We start from the raw sequence: 20,060 nt of genomic DNA, 5'->3' as shown, positions 1-20,060 counted from the left end.
TGCCGGGTTCGACTTCCCAGTTCGTCAGACTGGAAACCCTTTGTTACTGCTCGTCAGACACGACTGGCTCAGGCATCCAGCCAGACGTTTTCCGCGAACATGAAGCCCATCAGGCCAGCCAGCGGAATCGAGCCGAGGCCCTTGAGTTTCGTCGTGTAGGCATCGAGCGAACTCTGGAACAGCGGAATACCGACGCCGCCGGTTTCATGCACCAGCACCTGCATGTCGCCGTAAATCTTCTTGCGCTTAGCATCATCCGGTTCGCCGCGTGCTGCAAGCAGCATCTGGTCGAACTTCGGGCTCTTCCAGTTCGCTTCGTTCCAGGGTGCGTCCGACTTGAAGAACTGGGTGAAGATCACGTCGGCGCTCGGACGCGCGTTGACGTTGCCGAAACCCAGCGGATGCTTCATCCAGTGGTTCGACCAGTAACCATCGGACGGCACGCGCGACACCTGCAGATTCAGACCGGCTTGCGGCGCGACCTGCTGCAGGAACATCGCCATTTCAACCGAGCCCTCTGCTGCCGGCGAAGCAAAAATCTGGATCGGCGCGCTGCCGACCTTCGCCTTCTGGAAATGGAACTTCGCCTTGTCCGGATCGAAGGTACGCTGCGGCAAGCCGGCCAGGTAGTACTTGTTGGTCGGATCGATAGGCTGGTCGTTGCCGATCGCGCCGTACCCCTGGAAGATCGCGCGGCGCATCTGCTCGCGGTCCTGCAGGTACATCATGCCTCGCCGAAAATCGTCGTTGCCGGTAATGCCGCCTTCGTCGCGAACCACCAGGTCGGTGTACAGACCCGTCTTCGTCTCCAGCACGGAGAAGCCGCCGGCACCCTTGATCTGCGTGGTCGAACGCGGGCTCACCGCGTTGATCAGTTGCACGTCACCCGAGAGCAGCGCGTTCACACGCGCCGACTCGTCGCCAATGCCGATCAGTTCGACTTCGTCCAGATGCGGCAGGCCCGGCTTCCAGTACTTCTCGTTCTTCACGCCAACCGTACGCACGCCCGGCGAGAATTCCTTGACCTTGAACGGGCCGGTGCCGACCGCCGTTTTGAAATCTTTGGTGCCGTCCTTGATGATCTGGAAATGCGAGGTGGCGAGAATCACCGGCAGATCGGCGTTCGGACCTTCGAGCGTGATCGTCACTTCGTTCGGACCCGTCGCCTTCACTTCCTTGATCTGATCGGCGAGCGTCTTCGCTTTCGACGCCGTTGCCGGATCCTTATGGCGCATGATCGAGTACACGACGTCTGCCGGTGCGAGCGACTTGCCGTCGTGGAACTGCACGCCGGGGCGCAGCTTGACGACCCACACCGTCGCATCCGTCGTCTCCAGCGAGGTGGCAAGCGCCATCTTCGCGCCGAGATGCGAATCGAGTTCGGTCAGGCAGTTGTAGAACATGAAGCCGCGGACATAGTCCGTGCCGAGCGCGCCCTTTGCCGGATCGAGCGTGTCGGCGGCCGATGCGGACTGCGTCGCCACCCGGATCTTGCCGCCCTGCTTGGGCTTCGCTTGCGCAAATGCCTCGCCGCTCGCGGTCAGAAGACCGGCGCCCGTCACCGACATCATCCCGGCCGCGGCCATCGCGCGCAGCACGCCGCGCCGCGACGCGCCTTTTGACGTCAAGCGCTCCAGCTCGGTGCCGAGTTGAAGAGCGTCATATTGTGAGGTTTCCTTATTCATCGAACATCTCCGCGAGGGTGACAGGGATAGCAGCGTGGTTTTTAATGGCAAATGCAACAGTGAAGAATTAATAGAAAATGTCTTTGATGCGGTAGTACGTCCCCACCAGCGGCAGGAACCAGGGTTTGCCGGTGTGACCTGGAATCGCGGGCCACTCCGACTCGCGCCACGGATTACGCTCTTCGTGGCCGTCCATCACGTCGGCCATCACCTGGCCCATGTGCGTCGACATCTGCGTGCCGTGGCCGCTGTAACCCAGCGAGAAGTAAATTCCGTCGTGCTGCCCGGCATGCGGCAGGCGGTCCGCGGTCATGTCCACGAGGCCGCCCCAGCAATAGTCGATGCGCGCATTGGCCAGCACCGGGAACATCGCCGCGAGACCTTGCTGCAGAATCCTGCCGCTCTTCGCGTCCGATGGCCGCTCGGACGCCGTGAAGCGTGCGCGGCCGCCGAACAGCAAACGTGAATCGGGCGTCACGCGGAAGTAGTTATGCATCAACCGCGTGGTGGTATACGCGCGCCGGTTCGGAAACACCTGTGCCAACAGTTCCGGCGAGAGCGGTTCCGTCACGACGATGAACGAACCGACCGGCGCGAGACGACGCCGATACCAGCCGAACGGACCATGCCGCGACGGGCCGGTGGCGATCAGCACCTGCTTCGCGCGCACTTCACCGCGTGCGGTGGTGACCTTGAAGCCGCCGCCGTCTTTCGCGATCGCGGTGACCGCCGCGTTTTCATACAGCTTCGCGCCGCGACGAACCGCGGCATCGGCGAGCCCGACCGTGAATTTGCCCATATGCATCTGGCCGCCGTGCCGTTGCAGTAACCCACCGTAAAAACTGTCCGACTGGATCTCGCTGCGAATCCGCTCACGTCCGATTAATTCGATATCCGTATCGACTTCGCGCCGGATCAACTCCGCCGTCTTCTCCAGATGCGCCAGGTGATGCGGTTTCGACGCCAGTTTCAGCTTGCCGGTCGCGCTGTAATTGCAATCGATGCTTTCCTCCCGAATCAGACGCTCGACCGTATCGACCGCATCCGAAAACGCGCGGTAGCAGGCGCTCGCCCGCTCCACACCGAGTTGCGCAACCAGCGCGACGAAGTCCTGCGCGACGCCGGTATTGACCTGCCCGCCGTTGCGCCCGGACGCGCCGCCGCCGATGCGCCCTGCGTCGAGCACCGTCACCGAAGCGCCGCGCTTGCCCAAGGCCTGTGCCGCCGAGAGTCCGGTGAAGCCGCCGCCGATCACAACGACATCGGCCTGACCTTCAACCGGACCTTCACACGCCGAAACGAGCGGCGGTGCGGTGTCGAGCCAATAGGAATCGAGCTTCATCCGGTCTGTCCTTGAGATTGGCAATGAGCGAGGCGATCAATGTGCAAACGTCGCTTACAGGCCGAGTTCCGCGGCCAGATGCGGAATGTCGTTGACTTCGTAGTACTGGTAGTACGGCGTCGACGGTTCGTGGCCGCGCTTGACGAAAGCCTTGTGCTTGATGCCCAGGTCGTGTGCGGTCATCAGGTCGTAGCGCAGGCTCGACGACACGTGCAGCACGTCTTCCGGATTGCAATTCAGTTGGTCGAACATGTATTCGAAGCCTTGCATGCGTGGCTTGTACGACTGCGCCTGCTCTGCCGTGAAGACGGCGTGGAACGGCGCGCCGAGCTTGTCGACGTTGCTCTGGATCTGGTTGTTCGACGCGTTCGAGAGAATCACCAGCTTGTACTTCTTCGCCAGACGCGAGAGGCCTTCCGGTACGTCCGGATGCGGACCCCAGGTCGGCACCGCCGTGTAGATCTTCTCGGCTTCCACTTCATTGAATTCGACATTCATGCGCTTGCAGGCGCGGCGCAACGCATTGACGACCACGTCGCGATACGGCTTCCATGCACCGAGCACTTCGTCACGACGATAGCCGGAGTAGAACGTAACGAGCTTCTCCAAATCGTCGCCTTGCAGCACATGGCCGAACATTTCGCGGGTCATGTCGGCCATGCGAAATTTGGTCAGCGTGCCGTAGCAGTCGAAGGTGATGTACTTCGGTTCGAAATCGATCATGGTGCAGTCCTATCGTGGTGGTGAACCCACATTGAGTTCAGTGACGAAAACAGATAACGCTCACTTCTGTTAAAGATTTAATCAGCGCAAAAACATAGATGTTCCTGATTAGGGCGCTGCTGATGACACAAACCATGCGTTTTGAGGCCGCTGCGCAGCACAGTCTGCGGTGGGCGGGCCGAAAGCCCCGTCCGTATTGGCTTTGCGGGATTCGGCTCTGGCCGGTTCGTTGTACGGGCCGATGAAACCCGAACCCGTAGAACCGCGTACGGGTTTCCGCTTACGAGTCCTTGCTGACATCAAGGCCGCAAGTCGATCAACACGCTCTTGAAGCGCAGGTTTGCCTCGTAAGCCTGGCGACCGAGGTCCTTGCCGATGCCTGAACGCTTGTAGCCGCCGGTGGGGATCATGAAGTCGGAAGTCCGGCCGTAGCGGTTGACCCAGACCGTTCCCGCTTCGAGGCCGCGTACGAAGCGCAGCGCCCGGCCGAGGTCGGCGGTGTGCACACCGGCAGCGAGGCCGTACTCGGGATGCTGGGCGAGCGCGAGCGCTTCTTCTTCGGTGTCGAAGGTTTGCAGTGTCAGCACGGGGCCGAACACTTCTTCGCGCACGGCTTCGGAGTGAGCGGTGACGTCCGTGAGCAAGGTAGGTGTATAGAACGCACCATTCGCCCCAACGTCGGCTCGCACGCCGCCAAAGCGCAGTGTCGCCCCCGCCTCCAGCGTGCGCCCGACAATTCCTTCGATACGCGCCGCCTGTGGCGCGGAGATGATCGGCGACAACGTAGTGCCCGCGGCCCACGTCGCACCAGGCTTCAACTCGGCGAAGACCTTGCCGATGCGCTCGGCGAGCGGCTCCGCCAGGCTTCGCTCGACCAGCAGCCGCGAACCCGCCACGCACACCTGGCCGGCATTGCCGGTAATAGCGCCGGCAATCCGGCGCGCTACGTCGTCGAGACGCGGGGCGTCGGCGAACACGATTTGCGGACTCTTGCCGCCCAGTTCGAGCGTGACCGGCTTCGTGCCGCTGTTGGCGCAGGCCGCCATGATCGCGGCGCCGGTACGCGTGGAACCGGTGAAGGTAACTTTGCTGATCTTCGGATGGCGCACCAGTTCGTCACCGGTGACACGGCCATCGCCCTGAATCACGTTGAAGATGCCGGCCGGCACACCCGCCTGCACGGCCAGTTCGGCGAGCCGCAACACCGAGAACGGCGTCATTTCCGAGGGCTTCAGCACGACGGCATTGCCCGCCGCCAGTGCAGGCGCGATCTTCCACGACGCCATGACCAGCGGGAAATTCCATGGCGCGATCGCCCCGATCACGCCGTACGGTTCGGCGATCGTCATGCCGAGGTGGTCATGATCGGTCGCGGCCACATCGCCGCCCACCTTATCGGCGAACTCGGCGTAGAAGCGGATGCCCTCGGCGGTGAACGGCACGTCCCAGCCGATTGCCTGAGAAATCGGACGTGTCGAACCGAGTGCCTCCAGACGGCCCAGGAACGGCGCATCGGCTTCGACCAGCTCGGCGAAACGGCGCAGGATCTTCGCGCGCTCGCGCGGCGCCATGCGCGCCCAGCCGCTCGTTCTGAAGGCTTGCCAGGCGTTCTCCACCGCGCGGTCCACCATCTCGCCGCCGGCGACCGGCACGGAGGCATAGATCACGCCGTCCGAGGGGCGCGCCACCTCGATGCGGCGCTCACCGCCGTGCTCGTTCTCGTCGACATACTCACCGCCGATAAAATGCCCGCTGCGAACCGCGACGTCGTCCGGATTGAAGCTGTCCATGAGAAGGGTTTCCTGTGTGACTGCTGTGGGTCCCGGGCGGTGCGTCTCGAGCGCGCCGCCGCCATGGCAAAATCGTAGAGCCGCAGGCGCGGCATATATCGCCGACAAAAATCCCCACGCAGCAGAACACGCTTGTAATGCACGATGAAACGCGGCGTTTTGCATCGATTTGCGATGCGGCCCTCTCGAGCGGCCCGGATAAAAAGATCGTCCTAGTCACACCGCGCACCGAATGACAAAGTGACGGCGTAAGCCTTCAGCCATCCAGGGAGTACGGCGTGTCCGATCCGATTACCTACAGACGCTTTACCCACGAGGACATCCCCGCCGCGCATGCGTTGACGGTCGAGCTCAAATGGCCGCATCGCCCGGACGACTGGAGATTCGTCGCTCAACTTGGCGTGGGCTTCGTCGCGGAAGATGCGAGCGGCGTGATCGGCACGGCCTTGTGCTGGAAATACGGCGCCGACCGGGCCTCGCTCGGGATGGTGATCGTGTCCCCCGAGCAACAAGGACGCGGCATCGGCCGGAAGTTGATGGAGTTGGTGCTGGAAGAACTCGGCGGCCGGGTCACGTTGCTGCACGCCACCACGGCGGGGCAGCCTTTGTATGAAAAGCTCGGTTTTCGCGCGATCGGCACGATCGACCAACATCAGGGCGCCGCATTTCAGCCGCCCCTCGTTTCATTGCCGCCTGGGGAACGCCTGCGCCCGCTCGGTTCGAGCGATACGGCTCGGCTGGTCGAACTGGCCTCGCAGGCAAGCGGTCTGGATCGCGGAGAAGTCTTGCCCGCCCTGTTGAGCGCCGCCGATGGCATCGCCCTCGATCGCGACGGCGAACTGGTCGGCTTTGCCCTGTTTCGCCGCTTCGGACGGGGCTTTGCGATCGGACCGGTGGTCGCACCCGAGTCGGAAGATTCGAGCCGCGCCAAAGCGTTGATCAGCCACTGGCTCGCGCTGAACGAAGGCGTGTTCGTGCGTATCGATACGCCGGGCGAGAGCGGGCTGACCGAATGGCTGGAGCAGTTGGGGCTACCGCGGGTGGATACGGTGGTCAAAATGGTTCGGCATGCCACGCCGGCCGATCTTGCGGCCGCCGGCAAGGACGCGCCCTATCTGCAATACGGCATCATCAACCAGGCAATCTGCTGATCCACCATGGCCTTCCTTTATAAAGCCGACCCGGCGCGTGGTGCGCAATGGGCCAAACTTTTCGCGCAGAAAGCACCGAACCTGCCGTTCCACGTCTGGCCCGATCTCGGCGACCCGGACGCAATCCGCTACCTCGCCGCCTGGCAACCGCCGGAAGATCCCACCCGCACCTTCCCGAACCTCGAAATCGTGTTCTCGGTCGGCGCGGGCATCGACCAGTTCGACCTGTCGGGCGTGCCGGCGCATATCCCGGTGGTACGGATGATCGAGCCCGGCATTATTGAAGGGATGGTCGAGTACGTCACGCAAGCCGTGCTGACGATTCATCGCGATCTGTTCGATTATGGCCATCAGCAACAACAGCAGATCTGGCGTGAACTGCCCGCCCGGCCGGCCAGCGCTCGCCGCATTGGCGTGCTGGGACTCGGCGTGCTGGGCACGGCGGTGCTGGAAAAGCTGCGGCTGTTCGGCTTCACCTGCGCGGGTTGGAGCCGTTCGCCGCGCGAGATCGAAGGCGTCGATTGTTATGCAGGCGAAGGCGCACTAGATGCGTTTCTCGCCCGCACCGACATTCTGATCTGCCTGTTGCCGCTCACGCCCGCCACACGCGGCCTGCTCGATGCTGAATTGTTCGCGAAGCTGCCGCGCGGCGCGTCGCTGATTCAAACGGGGCGCGGTCCGCATCTGAATCAGCCCGATCTGCTGGCAGCGCTGGACAGCGGCCAGTTGCACAACGCCATTCTCGACGTCACCAATCCCGAGCCGCTACCCGCCGGTCATCCGTTGTGGACGCATCCACGTGTGCGTCTCACGCCCCATATCGCCAGCTCGACACGGCCCGAGAGCGCCGTCGACGTGGTGCTCGAGAATCTGCGCCGCCATCGCGAAGGCCTGCCGATGCTCGGTCAGATTGACCGGACCCAGGGATACTGACTCCGGGACACTGAGCGCGGCGCCGCGGCGCTGAATGAAACGCCCGCCCGTCGCGGCTTTTCAGCGTCCGCAGCAGAAAATGCTGAGGTCACACGTCAAAACGCGTCGGACGCGCTTTTCAGGCATTTGTTTAGGTGAGCAGGCGATTGCCCTGGGTCAGTAGTATGGAACGGTCAACAGCCCTTTCCCGCGACGAGAACCCATCATGCCGATCCATTCGCTCATTGAAGCCGACCGCAAGCATCTGATTCACCCGGTTATCAACTACCGCGTGCACGAAGCCCGCGGCGTCACCGTCCTCGAGTCCGCCAGCGGCGCGTTCCTGCGCGACGCGGCCGGCAACGAACTACTCGACGCCTTCTCCGGCCTGTGGTGCGTGAATGTGGGCTACGGCCAGCAAAGCATTGTCGACGTCGCCACCGAGCAGATGAAGAAACTGCCCTACGCGACCAGCTATTTCCATTTCGGCTCGGCCCCGGCGATCGAACTGGCGCAAAAACTGGTGGAAGTGTCGCCCGCTTCGCTGCAACACGTGTACTTCACGCTCGGCGGCTCCGATGCAGTCGATTCGGCCATCCGTTTCATCACGCACTACTTCAATGCGACCGGCCGGCCGTCGAAGAAACACATCATCGCGCTGCAACGCGGCTACCACGGCTCGTCGACGATGGGCGCGGGGCTGACCGCCTTGCCCGCCTTCCACCGCAATTTCGATCTGCCGCTGCCGAACCAGCATCATCTGCCGTCGCCTTACGCGTACCGCAACGATTTCGCCGACGACGCCGCGTTGATCGCCGCCTCGGTGGCCGCGCTCGAAGCCAAGGTGGCCGAACTCGGCGCAGACAATGTCGCAGCCTTCTTCTGCGAACCGATCCAGGGCTCGGGCGGCGTGATCGTGCCGCCGGTCGGCTGGTTGAAAGCGATGCGCGAAAGCTGCCGTAAGCTCGGCATTCTGTTCGTCGCCGATGAAGTCATCACCGGTTTTGGCCGCACAGGTCCGCTGTTCGCGTGCCAGGGCGAGAACGTCGAACCGGACCTGATGACGGTGGCAAAGGGTTTGACCTCCGGCTATGCGCCGATGGGCGCCGTGCTGATGTCTGATGAAATCTATCAAGGTATCGCCGATGGCGACGCTGAAGCGATCGTCGGCCACGGCCATACGTATTCGGCACATCCGGTCAGCGCGGCGATCGGCCTCGAAGTGCTGCGCCTCTATCACGAAGGCGGCCTGCTCGCGAACGGCGTGGCACGCGGCCCGCGTTTCGCCCGCGGCCTCGACGCGCTGCTCGCGCACCCGCTGGTGGGCGACTCGCGCCATCGCGGCCTGCTCGGCGCACTCGAACTGGTATCGGACAAAGACAGCAAGACCGGATTCGATCCTGCGCTGAAACTGTCCGAACGGATCGCCGCGGCGGCGTATGAAAACCGCCTGATTTTCCGCGCGTTCGGCGACAATATTCTCGGCTTTGCGCCGGCGCTCTCGTACACCGAGGCCGAGTTCGATCTGCTGTTCGAACGCCTCGAAAAAACCCTCGACGACGTTCTGGCGCAAGCCGATGTCCGGGCCGCGCTGAAGGTCAAAATTCATGCCACTGCGTGCTAGAGTAGAGGGCCCTTCGAGACCCTTTCACCCATCGCCGGAGCGATAACGTTACGATGAGCAGCGACAGCAAGCTGGACCGGATTGACCTGCGCATACTTTCCCAGTTGCAGAAGAAAGGCCGCATAACCAACGTCGAGCTTGCCGACGCGGTCGGCCTTTCGCCCAGTCCTTGCCTGATCCGGGTCAAGCGTCTGGAGAAGGCCGGCTACATCATCGGTTACGGCGCACAGATCCAGCTCGAAAAGCTCGGCGACGTGCAGATCGTGTTTACCGAAGTCACGCTCGCCGATCATCGGCGGGAAGACTTCATCAAGTTCGTGAACGCGATCAAAGACGTCGACGAAATCGTGGAGTGCCATCTGGCGAGTGGCGGCTACGATTACCTGCTGAAGTTTGTCACTCGCAGCGTGAGCCACTACCAAAGCATCATCGAGGGTCTGCTGGAACGCGATATCGGCATCGAGAAGTACTTCAGCTACGTGATCATCAAGTCGCCGTTCGTGAAGAGTCACTATCCGCTCGAAACGCTGTTCTCGCAGAACCACAACTAGTCCAGCAGCCCCTTACGGATAATCGCTAAACCGGGATGTCGGTTCGGTTTCCGTTGTCGCCGGTGTATAGCCTGGCACATTCGCGCGAAACTGATTGAGCAGACCGTTATCGACCTGCGAAAAGCCTTTGAGCTGAAGTTGCATCAACACACGCGTGCCGGTGCTGGGCGACGTGGTCGAGCTGGTGGCGTTGGTGTATTTCTCGAACGCCACGCCGAGCGACCAGCAATCCGCATCGTATTGAAGTCCCAGCAGGCCCGCGATCAGCCGGTGGGCGCTCATGTCGTAATTGACGCGCGCCACGCTCACAACGTTGTGCATTAACGGCCATTGCTCGGACACGATGAACTGATTGACCGGTTGATAATCGAGCGTGGTGTTGGCGCGCGTATAGCGATACGCGACATTCAACACCTCCCGTGAAGCCGGCGACCAGCCAAAGCCGGCTTCCGCATTCGTCAGATAGTGGTTGGCCTGGCTGTACTCCACGGCCTGTTCCGCTGAAAAACCCGCCCCCAGCTTGTACGACGCGCCGACAATCACACTCGTGCGCGCCACGGTGCCAATCGCATCGTCTGTGTTGAGCGTCACGCGGGGCGTACGAAAGTCGTACTGCTCTGCAAGGACGAAACGGGACCGCTCATCGCCGTTCGTCGCATCAATGAAGCGCGTCGTCAGCGCTGCCGTAACGCGGTTGGCATCGGACACCCGGTCATTGCCGACGAAGCTGTTGGGCATGAACAGTTCCGCCAGCCCGAAATCGGCCGTCGCCGTATCGAACAGCGGCGCGTATGCCTGGTTGCGGTAAGGCGTGTACACATAGAACAGCCGCGGTTCGAGGGTCTGGATATACGACTGCCCGAAGAGCCGCACGCTTCGCTCGAAGCGCATACCCGAATCGAGGGTGAAGGTCGGCACGTTGACGTTAAACGTCTTGGGCTGCCCGGCGGGCGCATCCGATCCGATCGTCGTCAGGTCATAGGCGGCGAAATGCCATGCGAGCTTCGGCGTGATGAACCAGCCTGGACGCTCGATCGGATAGCTGATGTAAGGGTTGAAAACGAAGCGGCTGCCTTGCGTTGCATCGGCCGACGAAATCGTGAAGCGCGTCGCATCCGCTTCGGCGCCGAAGTCGAACCCCCCCACGTTATAACGCGCGTACTTAACATTAACCTGCGGTTCGCGGTTATAGGTCGAGTCGCTGGTAAAGGCCTGCCACCGTTGCTCGCGAGCCAGAACACTCCACGGCCCGTTTGAGTAAGTCAAACCCGCTTCCTGCTGATACAGCGTGGTGGAGCCCGTCGGAAACGCAACACCCGACGCAAGATCGGTGACCACTGTCGAGTCCGACACCCGGTTGTAATTGACGTAGGCGCCGAAGCCTGAGCCGAAGTTCCAGTTCTGTTTCAGCGCGATCGAGTAACGGTCGGTGTTGGTGATCGCATCGTGTGGCAGCCACGCGACCGAGATCGTCCCCGAATCGTTCGGATCCAGATAACGATAGTCCGCCGTCAACATCTCGCCTCGCTTCGACATGATGCGAGGCGTCAGAGTTAAATCGTAGTTCGGCGCGAGGTTGAAGTAATACGGCAACGCAACGTCGACACCGTTGGTCGAACTGATCGAGAACGTCGGCGGCAGGAGACCACTGCGCCGGGCACCGGACAAGGGAAACGATAGCCACGGGCTCGCCAGCAACGGCACGCCCTGGAAAAAAAGCACACCGTTGTGTGCGATTCCCTCATCGCCGCCGCTGTCGATGTCGAATTCGGAGGCCTTCAGATACCACGCGGGATCGGATTCGCATTGGCAAGTGCTGTACGTACCGTGATGAACGACCGTGCGCTCGCTATCGACCAGATCGACGCGTTGAGCGCTGCCCCACCCTCCCGTCAGATGAAACCGGTACTTCGGCACGCTCATGTAGCCTTCATTCGCTTCGACGTAGAAATGCGCGTCCGGGCCATCGAACACATTGCCGTTGTCGACGAGTCGCACTTGTCCGTACGCGTCGACCTTGTCGGTATCGACGTCGTAGTGCAGCGCATCGCCTTTAACGATCGATGCGTAACGCCGCAGTTGCGCGTGACCTTTTAGCGAAACGTCCGTGTCGGTGGTCGCGGTCACCGAATCGGCAATGGCCGCGGTAACGGGTTTGTCGCCCGGCCGCAGGGGTTGCTCGGTCAGTTGCGGATCGAGCCGCAGACCCCAGACGCCGTCAAGCGGTTCCGGAATCGCAGACGCACCGACTAATTGCGCGTGCCCGGCAAGCGGCATGCATCCAGCCGTACCCAGCACGAAAGAAACGAGAGGCCTTAAGCGTAGGCGTCGAAATACACCGCGTAGTATCAAAACAGATAAGGATCGGAAAGGATGACAGACGCATCAAGGCGAACGGAAGCCCTGACTTGCGTCAGGATGAACAGCAGCGAATACACACGGCGCTATTGAAGTGTGACGTCCTTGGCGCGGGGGTCCGCTGGCGTGCCTGCCCCGCTCGCAGCGCCGCCCAGCGCCTGAAGCAGATAGGGAATCTGCTCCGCAGGCAACGAAAACGACAGCCCTGCGCTACCGGACAGACGGAACCGGATCACCACCATTTCCATGCCGTTCAGCCGGCCGACTTCCCAACCCTGGCAGTGCAGCGCGAAGCCCATGTCCTGATTGTTATGAATCACGCGGTCGGCGTGCTCTATGGCGTTCGGCAACGCCACCAGCAGATCGTTGAGCACCGAACGGTGCAGCGCCGCCGTGGGTTGATTGCCGTGAATCAGCAGATATTGACCGTCCGCCGTCAACTGCATATCGGTGATCGAATTCAGCACGAAGGTCGACGGGTCAGACATGACGCGCGCCCTCCCCTGTAACCTCGTAGCGGCCTGCCGCCTCACTCACCGTGTCGCCGGGCACGGCGCGAAGCGTGCGCACCGATGCCATCGCAAGATGGACTGAATAGATCGGTGAGGAACTCACGCGCAAGACAGCAGCAAGAACCGCCGGTGAAAAAAATTCAATCATGACCACTTCTCCAGATCGCGTTACGCAGGTAGCGGAATCGACAATTTGACAATAGCAGTGCAAAGTCGCCGCCAGGTTACGCGCGGACTACGCTTCTTTTGAGTCTGTAACGCATTATTTCGAAGCTCGCGCTCCAATCGGCGTCAGCCTGCGCGGGTGCACGCTGCGCACCCTGGCGGCCGGAATGGTCGGAAAGTTTTCAGTAACGATCGGCAGAAAACGCGTCCCTATACTTCGCGCTTTCCAGTGTCATGGAACGTCGTTTCGAATGCGTCGCTTGCCTTCGAGCGCTCCCGTCTGCGCTCCGCGCGCTGCATCAGGACTGAAAACCCAAGATGAATCTTCAAGTTTTAACGAGCCGTATCGCCGGCGCACTCTCGCTCGTCGGCGTCGCGCTGACAAGCGGGGCAGCCCACGCAGCGCAGCCGTTCGTGGTGCAGGACATCCGGATCGAGGGCTTGAAGCGCGTCGAACCCGGTACCGTGTTTGCCTACCTGCCCATCAAGCAGGGCGCCACGTTTGACGACGATAAGGCTTCGGAATCGATTCGCGCGCTGTACGCCACGGGCTTCTTCAATGACGTCAAGATTTCGACCGAAGGCAATGTCGTCATCGTTCACGTTCAGGAGCGCCCCGCGGTCGGCACGATCGACTTCGCCGGCATTCACGAGTTCGACAAGGAAAATCTGACCAAGGCACTCGGTGCGGTCGGACTCTCGCAAGGCCGCTACTACGACAAGGCGCTAGTCGATAAATCCGAGCAGGAGTTGAAACGCCAGTACCTGACGCGTGGCTACTATGCCGCCGAAGTGACCACCACGATCACGCCGATCGACCGCAACCGGGTCGCGATACTGTTCTCGGTCGCAGAAGGGCCGAACGCGAAGATCCGCCAGATCAACTTCATCGGCAACAACGTTTTCAGCACGGACACGTTGCGCGACGAAATGCAGATGTCCACGCCGAACTGGTTCTCGTGGTACACGAAGAACGACCTGTACGCGAAAGACAAGCTGACCGGCGACCTGGAGCGCATCCGCACGTACTACCTGAATCGCGGCTATCTGGAGTTCAACTTCGAGTCGACCCAGGTATCGCTTTCGCCGGACAAGAAGGAGATGTACCTGACGGTCACGCTGCACGAAGGCGAGCCGTACACGGTTTCGTCGATCAAGCTCGCCGGCAATCTGCTCGATCGCGAAGCCGAGCTGAAGAAGCTGGTCAATATCAAACCCGGCGAGCGTTTCTCCGCTGAAAAATTACAAGCCACTACCAAGGCGATCGTCGATAGGCTCGGCGAATACGGTTACGCGTTTGCCACTGTCAATGCGCTGCCGCAGATCGATCAGGAACACCACAAGGTCGACCTGACGCTGCAAGTGGACCCGAGCCGCCGCGTGTACGTACGTCACATCAACGTGGTCGGCAACACCCGTACGCGTGATGAGGTGGTGCGCCGCGAAATGCGTCAGCTCGAAAGTTCGTGGTTCGATTCGAACCGACTCTCGCTGTCGAAAGACCGCGTCAACCGTCTCGGCTACTTCACCGATGTCGACGTCACCACGGTGCCGGTGGAAGGCTCGCCCGACCAGGTCGATGTGGACGTCAAGGTGAGCGAAAAGCCGACCGGCGCGATTACCCTGGGCGCGGGCTTCTCGTCCACGGACAAAGTGGTGTTGTCGGCCGGGATTTCGCAGGACAACGTGTTCGGTTCCGGCACCAGCCTCGCCGTGAACGTGAACACCGCGAAGACCTACCGCACCCTAACCGTAACGCAAACCGACCCGTATTTCACGGTGGACGGCATCAAGCGGATCACCGACGTGTACTACCGCACCTCCTATCCGCTTTACTACTACACCGACACGAGTTTCCGGATCATCACCGTGGGCGCGGACCTGAAGTTCGGCATTCCGTTCTCCGAATCCGATACCGTTTACTTCGGCGCCGGCCTCGAACAGAACCGACTGTCCATTGATTCGTCGACACCGCAGAGCTACAAGGACTACGTAGCCGAATTCGGCAGCGTGGTGAACAACGTGCCGCTCACCGCGGCCTGGGCTCGGGATAACCGCGACAGCGCACTGGTGCCAAGCCGCGGCTATTTCTTCCAGGCCAATGGTGAAGTGGGCACACCGGCTGGCAACACCGAGTACTACAAGACCGATGTGCAGGCGCAGTATTACTACTCGTTCTCACGCGGTTACATTCTCGGCTTGAATTTTCAAGGTGGCTACGGCAACGGCTTCGCCGGAAAAGCCTATCCGATCTTCAAGAATTACTACGCGGGCGGTATCGGCTCGGTACGCGGCTACGAATCGGGCTCGCTCGGCCCGACCGACAAGACGACCGGCGACCCGATCGGCGGCTCGCGCATGGTCGTGGCCAACATCGAGATGACCTTCCCGCTGCCGGGCAGCGGCTGGGACCGCACGCTGCGCGTCTTCACCTTCATGGATGCGGGCAATGTCTGGGGCACAGAAGGCAACAGCAATGGCGCCAACGGCCTGCGGTATAGCTACGGCGCGGGTCTTGAGTGGATTTCGCCGATTGGCCCGCTCAAGCTGTCGCTGGGTTTCCCGCTGATCAGACACTCCACCGACAAGTACCAGGTATTCCAGTTTCAAATCGGCACATCGTTCTGAACACGTCATTCTGCTTTGCAACGCCCGCAGTCATGCTTTGAAGACCGCGGGCGTTATCTGCATCATTCCCACACGCTTTCAGCCGCGCAGAGACGCCCAACCGGTATGACCCGGTTCGGTGCCCGCTCAAAGCACCGCATCTGCGCCCTCCCGCCCCAAGTTCACAAAGTCTCCTTATTTTCACCATCGTTGCTCCAACGTTGCTATCTATCATTCGCTCATCATCAGCGCGACCGTGTCCGGTCCGCTTTCTGAGTTCGATAGGTCGCTCCAAAGCAGCAGATGGTTGAATTGGCTGAACGTGAACATCGCACGGGCTGCAACCGTCGATTCCGGTTGGGAGGTAACGCAGATTTATGACGATCAGCCTTCTTGTAGTCGAACCCGATCAAACCATTCGGGATCAGTTGCGCTTTCATCTTCACAAGAACCAGATCGCACTCTCGGTGCTGTATAGCGCGGCTCAGCTTGTCAGCCGGGTGGAACTGGAGTGTCCGTCAGCGATTCTATTGCGCGCCGAGTCGCCGATGAGCGAGGCGCGCGAGGCGCTCCGGCAGCTGCGGCTAGCCGGCTACGACATGCCCATCTTCGTGCAAAGCACCTCTGATGAGATCGTCGACAAAATCGTCGCCTTCGAATTGGGTGCGGACGACTATATCGTCGACCCGATCGATCCATACGAATTGACCGCCAGAATCAAACGCGCCGTGCAACGCTGCAACCGCTCGCTTTGCGACGCGCCGGAAATTCGTGAGAAGGTGTTGTTCGGCGACTACCAGATCGACTTCGCTACGCGGCGTCTGCTCAAGGACGGCTGCGAAATCTCGCTGCGCTCCGGCCAGTTTGCGTTGCTCAAGCTGTTCGCAAGCAATCCGATGCGAATCCTGACGCGTTCGATGGTCAACAGCCAGCTAGGAAGAGCGGAGAGCCAGAAGGCCAGTCTGGATGTTGCGGTCTGCCGCTTGCGCGGCGTGATTGAGACAGACCCGGGCAATCCCAGGTTCATTCAGACCTTGCGCGGACGAGGCTATATGTTCGTACCGTCGCTTGAATAGATCGAATAGATTGGATAGTTCGAATAATTCGAGTAACAAGCCTTACTTGAGGCGGGCGAAAGCGAACGGCATAGCACGACACGTTGCGTGCTTGCCGCCATACTGCGTTACTTTTGACCTTCTTCTAACGCGAGCTGCATGATAGGCCCCGTCATCGCGGCATCGATCACGTCGATGATGTCGGCATAGCCCACATAGTCGGAATACAGGTCACTGGTCGCTGCCAGCAGGCCACCGAATCCGTAATGGAAGTCTGCCGGAACGATTGGCCTGAACCCTGAGGCATAGTGTGGCCGTGGCGCGCAGCTATTCAGCTCATCAACAACGCCGGCAGAAACACTGTGATTCCCAAGTGCGAGAGCATTAATACTCTCCTGGCGCAAACCATGGCGAATCGGAGCGCAGCAAATCGATACCACGACCAGGACGACAATAATGATGCGCATAATGGACGTGTTCAAAGTTGATCTTTAAAGTCAGACAGCCGTAGGATAACGAAGTTTTTTTGACTCAATTACAATCCCTTTCTACCGGCCTGAATTACACGCAGCAACGAGGTTATGCAGCACTCAACCGCGCCGCAGACGCCCGCGTCCCGCAGGTGCAGAAGGGTCGTCCGCCAGCGTGTGGCGTTGACCGTTGCGATGCATCCGCACGCGTTCCCGAATCTCGGCCACGGTCGCGGCGCCTGGCACGGCAACGCAAGAGTACTCACCGTTGCGGTTGATCCATTCGACGATCCGGCAGCACTCGCCCCATGGCTGCATGAGCGGTGCGGACACGCGGCAGCCGCGTATCTTCATGACATCGGTGGCGAGTGGTGCGTTAGCGCCGTTTTCAGCGGTGCCGCGCGTAGCGGCAGCTGTTGCTGTCTTTCGGCCGGGCCGGAAACCGCGCGACTCGGCACGGTTCACAGGTGAGGAGACTTGCATGAGATTGCTCCACTGACGGATCTGATCACCGGACATGGCCTCTTTGAGACCACGGTAAAAGTGCCATACCATCATATCCAGACAACACGCAGAGACAACGAAGAAAGGATGGAGAAGTTGTGGAGATTCGTCGGCAAGTGTGGATTGACGTAGCATTCATCTAGAATTCAGCCATGCAAAGTGAAACTATCCGAATTCGTCCAAGCCGCCCTTTAGGGACCTTTCTCTCGCGCGCGCGGCAGCAGCGAACGAAGATGCGCTTTGGCATTACCTGGAAAATGTTTCTCGCCGTTTTAATCGCCTGTCTGGCGATTTCCCTGACGATGGGCTACGCCTTGCGCGTGAGCTTCGAAAACGGCTTCCTGCACTATGTTCGGGAACGCAACGCCGGGCGCATCAAAGCCGTCATGGCGAAGGTGACGAGCGAATACTCCGCTCACGGCAACTGGAATTTCCTGCGGGAGCATCCCGAGGCATGGCTCGCGCTGCTGGACGGCGCCGCGCACGACGCCTTGCGCGAAGAGCTCGCCACAGCGCAGACGGGCAAGCTGCCGGGCTGGCGAACCTTTCCCGGGAGCGGCAGCGTACAGCAGTTGCTTGGGCCGCTCTCCGGCCCGTCTGAAGGGCCGCACTGGGGCATGCGCCTGCCACCGGCGCCACCGTCCGGTCCCGACATCGCGATGGAGCGCGACCGTGTGTCGGCAAGCGGTGTCGTAGGCGGCGACAGTCGCTATGACCGGCCGCCCCCTTCAGTCGCTTTGGCGTCGTCTCCCGTCTCGCCCCCGTCGCATGACAGTGTGACCCGTGACACGCCGCCCGAGGGGCCGCCCGTCACACTGTACGACGCCCGCCATGAACTCGTGGCGAGCACCGGCCAGCCGCCCCCGCCCGGCAGCACGATGCGCCCCGTCGTCTACGCCGGCAAGGTGGTCGGCTGGCTTGCCGTGAACGGGCCCGACACCCTTTCGGACGCGGCCGACATCGCCTTTCAGGCGCAGCAGAAGCGCGCGACCTGGGAGATTGCGGGCGTGGCGATCGTGCTCGCGGCGCTAGTCGCTCTGGTCCTCGCGCGTATCGTGCTCGCACCGGTAAAGCGCTTGATGAATGCGACCCACCGCCTGGCCGGCGGGGACTACACGGCCCGGGTGCCGGCCGGCAGACGCGACGAGCTTGGCCGGCTGGCGGGCGACTTCAACGTATTAGCCGATTCGCTGCAAAAAACCGAGCGCTCCCGGCGCGATTTCATCGCGGATATTTCACACGAGCTGCGCACGCCGCTCGCCGTGCTCCGCGGCGAGCTGGAAGCCATCGAAGACGGCGTGCATGTGTTCAACCGCGATTCGCTCACTTCGCTGCAAACCGAAGTGAACATGCTCAACAAGCTCATCGAAGATCTGTACGAGCTGTCGCTGAGCGATGTCGGCGCACTCAGCTATCGCAAGACGCCGACCCATGTCGGGCAACTGGCGCGGGCTTCGATCGAGGCCATGCGGGAGTCGTTCAAGGCGAAACGGATCGAGCTCGACCTGACCTGCATGCCGGACATTGCGGATACGACCTTCGCGGTCGATCCCGCGCGCTTCGTACAGCTGTTGAAAAACCTGTTGCAGAATTCGTTGCGTTATACCGATCCGGACGGCCAGGTGCGCGTGTCGCTTTCGCAAAGCGCCGGCGGTTGGCAACTCGACGTACAGGACTCCCTGCCCGGTGTGCCCGAAACCGCGCTCGCGCACCTGTTCGACCGCTTCTATCGCGTGGACGAATCACGCAGCCGTCAGAACGGCGGTGCGGGCTTGGGCCTCTCACTGTGCCACGCTATCGTGACGGCGCATGGCGGCACGATCGGCGCCAAGGCCTCGCCTATGGGCGGCGTCTGGATCACTGCCCGCTTTCCATCGGAAGGAGACGTGACAACATGACCGAAGGGCGCCCTTCGCACATCCTGATCGTCGAGGATGAACCCAAGCTCGCCGCCGTGCTCGAAGCGTATTTGCAGCTCGAGGGCTTCGTCACCACGATCCTCAACGATGGTCATCAAGTGATGCCCTTCATTCGCTCAACGCCACCGGCGCTGATGCTGCTCGACCTCATGCTGCCCGGCCGCAGCGGCATGGATATCTGCCGCGAGCTACGGCAATTTTCGGCGTTGCCCGTGATTATCCTGACTGCGCGCATCGACGAAATCGATCGTCTGCTGGGTCTTGAGATCGGTGCCGACGACTACGTCTGCAAACCGTTCAGTCCGCGCGAAGTGGTGGCGCGCGTCAAGGCGATCCTGCGCCGTGCAACGCCTGCTGCGGCGGCTGCGGACGGCTTGCCACAGGGGCAACCGGGTTCACAGGGTCTCCAGGTCGACGAGCAGTTTCATCACGCCTTACTCGACGGTAAGGAACTCAAGCTCACCCCGCTTGAATTGCGGCTCCTCGCGCTGCTGATGAAATCGCCGGGACGCATTTTTTCCCGCGACTACCTGCTGAGTCATCTCTACGACGATCACCGGGTGGTCACCGACCGCACCATCGACAGCCATATCAAGAACCTGCGCCGCAAGCTGCAAGGCGCGCGGCCGGACAGCGAGCCTATCGCGTCCGTGTATGGCGTGGGTTACCGGCTGGAAATCTGACGCTGGCCG

The 20,060-nt window shown here is 61.3% G+C and carries 17 protein-coding genes; 8 read left to right on the top strand and 9 right to left on the bottom strand.

Going from position 1 to position 20,060, the window contains the following annotated elements; genetic code table 11:
- Window positions 1-68: 68 nt before the first annotated feature.
- The 4 genes from KHO30_RS24065 to KHO30_RS24050 all read right to left on the bottom strand — a co-directional run bounded on the left by KHO30_RS24065 (window position 69) and on the right by KHO30_RS24050 (window position 5,540).
- Window positions 69-1,685 carry an ABC transporter substrate-binding protein gene (locus KHO30_RS24065; protein ID WP_200651203.1) on the bottom strand — a complete coding sequence of 539 codons (1,617 nt, stop codon included), beginning with the start codon at window positions 1,683-1,685 and terminating at the stop codon, window positions 69-71.
- A 67-nt stretch (window positions 1,686-1,752) separates the two neighbouring features.
- Window positions 1,753-3,027, bottom strand: coding sequence for an NAD(P)/FAD-dependent oxidoreductase (locus tag KHO30_RS24060; protein ID WP_211702564.1), 1,275 nt, complete (start codon window positions 3,025-3,027; stop codon window positions 1,753-1,755).
- 54 nt (window positions 3,028-3,081) lie between these two features.
- On the bottom strand, window positions 3,082-3,750 hold the full coding sequence (locus KHO30_RS24055) for a haloacid dehalogenase type II (protein WP_093641185.1): 669 nt from the start codon (window positions 3,748-3,750) through the stop codon (window positions 3,082-3,084).
- A gap of 299 nt (window positions 3,751-4,049) precedes the next feature.
- Window positions 4,050-5,540 (bottom strand): aldehyde dehydrogenase family protein, encoded by a 1,491-nt coding sequence (locus tag KHO30_RS24050; RefSeq protein WP_211702563.1) that lies wholly within the window; start codon window positions 5,538-5,540, stop codon window positions 4,050-4,052.
- A 278-nt stretch (window positions 5,541-5,818) separates the two neighbouring features.
- On the opposite strand from KHO30_RS24050, the gene KHO30_RS24045 reads away from it, so the two are divergent.
- The 4 genes from KHO30_RS24045 (at window position 5,819) to KHO30_RS24030 (ending at window position 9,778) form a co-directional block, all read left to right on the top strand.
- The gene (locus KHO30_RS24045; RefSeq protein WP_211702562.1) at window positions 5,819-6,691 is read left to right on the top strand and encodes a GNAT family N-acetyltransferase; all 873 of its coding nucleotides are present in this window, start codon (window positions 5,819-5,821) and stop codon (window positions 6,689-6,691) included.
- Window positions 6,692-6,697: 6 nt separating this feature from the next.
- On the top strand, window positions 6,698-7,624 hold the full coding sequence (locus KHO30_RS24040) for a 2-hydroxyacid dehydrogenase (protein ID WP_211702561.1): 927 nt from the start codon (window positions 6,698-6,700) through the stop codon (window positions 7,622-7,624).
- 205 nt (window positions 7,625-7,829) lie between these two features.
- Window positions 7,830-9,227, top strand: a complete 1,398-nt coding sequence (locus KHO30_RS24035) for an aspartate aminotransferase family protein (protein ID WP_211702560.1) — start codon at window positions 7,830-7,832, stop codon at window positions 9,225-9,227.
- A gap of 53 nt (window positions 9,228-9,280) precedes the next feature.
- The gene (locus KHO30_RS24030) at window positions 9,281-9,778 is read left to right on the top strand and encodes an Lrp/AsnC family transcriptional regulator (protein WP_054039304.1); all 498 of its coding nucleotides are present in this window, start codon (window positions 9,281-9,283) and stop codon (window positions 9,776-9,778) included.
- Between the two features lie 12 nt (window positions 9,779-9,790).
- Here KHO30_RS24030 and KHO30_RS24025 read toward each other — a convergent pair whose 3' ends face one another.
- From KHO30_RS24025 to KHO30_RS24015, 3 genes are all read right to left on the bottom strand, one after another.
- Window positions 9,791-12,076: an LPS-assembly protein LptD gene (locus KHO30_RS24025; RefSeq protein ID WP_211702559.1), complete on the bottom strand. Its 2,286-nt coding sequence runs from the start codon at window positions 12,074-12,076 to the stop codon at window positions 9,791-9,793.
- Between the two features lie 146 nt (window positions 12,077-12,222).
- Window positions 12,223-12,624 carry a hypothetical protein gene (locus tag KHO30_RS24020; protein ID WP_093641202.1) on the bottom strand — a complete coding sequence of 134 codons (402 nt, stop codon included), beginning with the start codon at window positions 12,622-12,624 and terminating at the stop codon, window positions 12,223-12,225.
- Window positions 12,617-12,796 carry a hypothetical protein gene (locus KHO30_RS24015; RefSeq protein WP_093641205.1) on the bottom strand — a complete coding sequence of 60 codons (180 nt, stop codon included), beginning with the start codon at window positions 12,794-12,796 and terminating at the stop codon, window positions 12,617-12,619. Before KHO30_RS24015 ends, KHO30_RS24020 begins: the two co-directional genes overlap by 8 nt.
- Before the next feature lie 335 nt (window positions 12,797-13,131).
- Here KHO30_RS24015 and bamA point away from each other — a divergent pair, with 335 nt between their 5' ends.
- Together bamA and KHO30_RS24005 are read left to right on the top strand one after the other, a co-directional pair.
- Window positions 13,132-15,441, top strand: coding sequence for an outer membrane protein assembly factor BamA (bamA, locus tag KHO30_RS24010; protein WP_211702558.1), 2,310 nt, complete (start codon window positions 13,132-13,134; stop codon window positions 15,439-15,441).
- 356 nt (window positions 15,442-15,797) lie between these two features.
- The gene (locus KHO30_RS24005) at window positions 15,798-16,496 is read left to right on the top strand and encodes a winged helix-turn-helix domain-containing protein (RefSeq protein WP_093641208.1); all 699 of its coding nucleotides are present in this window, start codon (window positions 15,798-15,800) and stop codon (window positions 16,494-16,496) included.
- 107 nt (window positions 16,497-16,603) lie between these two features.
- Here the strand turns inward: KHO30_RS24005 and KHO30_RS24000 are convergent, their stop codons facing one another.
- Window positions 16,604-16,957, bottom strand: coding sequence for a hypothetical protein (locus KHO30_RS24000; RefSeq protein ID WP_143131763.1), 354 nt, complete (start codon window positions 16,955-16,957; stop codon window positions 16,604-16,606).
- 108 nt (window positions 16,958-17,065) lie between these two features.
- Window positions 17,066-17,428 (bottom strand): DUF2866 domain-containing protein, encoded by a 363-nt coding sequence (locus tag KHO30_RS39325; RefSeq protein WP_234486647.1) that lies wholly within the window; start codon window positions 17,426-17,428, stop codon window positions 17,066-17,068.
- A gap of 254 nt (window positions 17,429-17,682) precedes the next feature.
- Between KHO30_RS39325 and KHO30_RS23990 the strand changes: the two genes are divergently transcribed.
- Window positions 17,683-19,347: an ATP-binding protein gene (locus tag KHO30_RS23990; protein WP_093641213.1), complete on the top strand. Its 1,665-nt coding sequence runs from the start codon at window positions 17,683-17,685 to the stop codon at window positions 19,345-19,347.
- Window positions 19,344-20,051, top strand: a complete 708-nt coding sequence (locus tag KHO30_RS23985) for a response regulator (RefSeq protein WP_093641216.1) — start codon at window positions 19,344-19,346, stop codon at window positions 20,049-20,051. The genes KHO30_RS23990 and KHO30_RS23985 overlap by 4 nt, the downstream gene beginning before the upstream one ends.
- Window positions 20,052-20,060: the final 9 nt, after the last annotated feature.

Source organism: Paraburkholderia aspalathi (assembly GCF_905220735.1).
Lineage (GTDB): Bacteria > Pseudomonadota > Gammaproteobacteria > Burkholderiales > Burkholderiaceae > Paraburkholderia > Paraburkholderia aspalathi.
This window is presented reverse-complemented; position numbering and strand designations above follow the sequence as displayed.

Excerpts from the sequence above, each read along its gene's own strand:
- KHO30_RS24040 (WP_211702561.1), top strand. The coding sequence starts at position 6,698 with ATGGCCTTCCTTTATAAAGCCGACCCGGCGCGTGGTGCGCAATGGGCC.
- KHO30_RS24055 (WP_093641185.1), bottom strand. The coding sequence starts at position 3,750 with ATGATCGATTTCGAACCGAAGTACATCACCTTCGACTGCTACGGCACG.
- KHO30_RS23985 (WP_093641216.1), top strand. The coding sequence starts at position 19,344 with ATGACCGAAGGGCGCCCTTCGCACATCCTGATCGTCGAGGATGAACCC.
- KHO30_RS23990 (WP_093641213.1), top strand. The coding sequence starts at position 17,683 with ATGCGCTTTGGCATTACCTGGAAAATGTTTCTCGCCGTTTTAATCGCC.
- KHO30_RS24015 (WP_093641205.1), bottom strand. The coding sequence starts at position 12,796 with ATGATTGAATTTTTTTCACCGGCGGTTCTTGCTGCTGTCTTGCGCGTG.
- KHO30_RS24005 (WP_093641208.1), top strand. The coding sequence starts at position 15,798 with ATGACGATCAGCCTTCTTGTAGTCGAACCCGATCAAACCATTCGGGAT.
- KHO30_RS39325 (WP_234486647.1), bottom strand. The coding sequence starts at position 17,428 with ATGCAAGTCTCCTCACCTGTGAACCGTGCCGAGTCGCGCGGTTTCCGG.
- KHO30_RS24065 (WP_200651203.1), bottom strand. The coding sequence starts at position 1,685 with ATGAATAAGGAAACCTCACAATATGACGCTCTTCAACTCGGCACCGAG.
- KHO30_RS24020 (WP_093641202.1), bottom strand. The coding sequence starts at position 12,624 with ATGTCTGACCCGTCGACCTTCGTGCTGAATTCGATCACCGATATGCAG.
- KHO30_RS24060 (WP_211702564.1), bottom strand. The coding sequence starts at position 3,027 with ATGAAGCTCGATTCCTATTGGCTCGACACCGCACCGCCGCTCGTTTCG.
- KHO30_RS24035 (WP_211702560.1), top strand. The coding sequence starts at position 7,830 with ATGCCGATCCATTCGCTCATTGAAGCCGACCGCAAGCATCTGATTCAC.
- KHO30_RS24030 (WP_054039304.1), top strand. The coding sequence starts at position 9,281 with ATGAGCAGCGACAGCAAGCTGGACCGGATTGACCTGCGCATACTTTCC.
- bamA (WP_211702558.1), top strand. The coding sequence starts at position 13,132 with ATGAATCTTCAAGTTTTAACGAGCCGTATCGCCGGCGCACTCTCGCTC.
- KHO30_RS24050 (WP_211702563.1), bottom strand. The coding sequence starts at position 5,540 with ATGGACAGCTTCAATCCGGACGACGTCGCGGTTCGCAGCGGGCATTTT.